This window comes from Neisseria sp. P0021.S006 (assembly GCF_051956895.1).
The window spans coordinates 1-1,565 of sequence record NZ_JBQCWZ010000303.1; the positions used below are offsets into that span (position 1 = coordinate 1).

General features: G+C 49.3%; 1 protein-coding gene and 1 pseudogene. Both read right to left on the bottom strand.

Translation table 11 applies throughout. The annotated features are described in order from the left end of the window. Window positions 1–191 (bottom strand): annotated as a pseudogene (locus ACTHUM_RS13560) (hypothetical protein); the annotation flags it as partial. Window positions 192–193: 2 nt separating this feature from the next. Then, window positions 194–1,480, bottom strand: a complete 1,287-nt coding sequence (locus ACTHUM_RS13565; protein WP_440403120.1) for a phosphatase PAP2/dual specificity phosphatase family protein — start codon at window positions 1,478–1,480, stop codon at window positions 194–196. Window positions 1,481–1,565: the final 85 nt, after the last annotated feature.

Below are 1,565 nucleotides of genomic sequence, written 5' to 3' on the forward strand. Positions count from 1 at the left end.
TGGAACACGCGACGGTCGAAGTGAATGCGGATATGGCAGTACAGCAAAACTGCTGCCAAGACAAGTTGCACCGCAAACCATGCGCCGCCATATTTTGCCGACAAGGCGAGCAGCAAGGCATTGCAGGTGGCAACATAATGTGCGGTAGAGAGCAGGTGGGCAGTAATACGGCTGTCGGTTGCGTTGTCCATCATTATCCTTGTTTTAAATAGTTGGCAGCAGCTTCGACTACTTGGGCAGTGGCCAGCGATAATACCATTTGTGGCCGAGCCTGCTTGAGTTCGGCCTTTGCCTGTGCCAAGTCTTTGCAGCCACCATAGACCAGCAGCCACGTCAGCACCACTGCGGCACTTCTTCCATAACCTAAAGCGCAACATACCAGCACTTTGCCGTGTTTTTGGCGCAAGGTTTCCAATATCAAGGCCGTCTGAACCAAATCGTTTTCAGACGGCGTTACCATATCCAGTAAAGGCAGAGTGCGATATTCTCCCTGATAGCTACAGCAGGGATATTCGGCGCATACATCCAATACAGCAGGCAGATGGTTTGAAATACCCAAAACGCTGCCAATCCATACATCATGGCGGACTTGTGCCGTTTTCGCCTTACCGCGTAACCAATACGCCATGTTTAGCCGTACGCCCACCAGATAAGGCAATAGTAAAACCGTCGCTGCCGCCGATAATTTACCGTTAGCCTGTTTTTGGAATATGTTTGCATTCCCAGTCAAATAGGCAAAGGCCACCATCAGCAAAGACACGCTAATCCATATCAACCACAGCCACACACCACCCAGCAGCGCAGGCAAAGCCATCAAATACGCGCCAAGCAAATACAGCAACGCAATCTTTCTTGAGTGTACATTAATCGAGCCCAGTTTTAACGGCGAAGTCATCTGACGCGGGAAAGCCCACAACACCAGCCAGCCAAGCAATGCTCCGGTCGGCACGTCAATAAAATGATGTTGATAAGTCGTCAGTACCGACAAGGCAATCAGGCTTTGCCATAAGAAAAGCGGCAGGCGGATTTTGGGAAAGCGCGTCCAATAAAATGCACCCACGATAATCGCCAACGCGATATGCAAAGATGGCGCTTGGTTGTACGGCAAATCAAATGCAGCCAATGAATCAAACAGCCAGCCTGACAGCCCATCGGCAGGCGGTTTAGGCCACCCGAAACGCAGCGGAAACAGTACAAAGCAAACAGTTGCAATCAGTTGGGCGGCTACAAGGTGCGCTACATATCGGTTTTGTTCATGTGTATCACGGCAAAGAAAAAATGCCGCGGTATACATCAGGTTTAGCGACCAATAAGGCACAATCGTCCATGCCCAAAACGGAATATTGCTCTCCCATGTAAAAGCGATTTCAGGCACATAGTCCAGCGACGCCGCGTAATGGTTGGATAGGCCGTAGCTGGTGTAGAACAGTGCGCCAACTAAAATCAGCTTGAGCAGAGAGGTTTTTAGGGAGGGTTTCATGGATAGGTACATGGTTTAAATAAGGCCGTCTGAAAGTTAAAGAATTGTTCAGACGGCCTTTATTTTTTTATTTCTTCACTGCCAA

Excerpts from the sequence above, each read along its gene's own strand:
- ACTHUM_RS13565 (WP_440403120.1), bottom strand. The coding sequence starts at position 1,480 with ATGAAACCCTCCCTAAAAACCTCTCTGCTCAAGCTGATTTTAGTTGGC.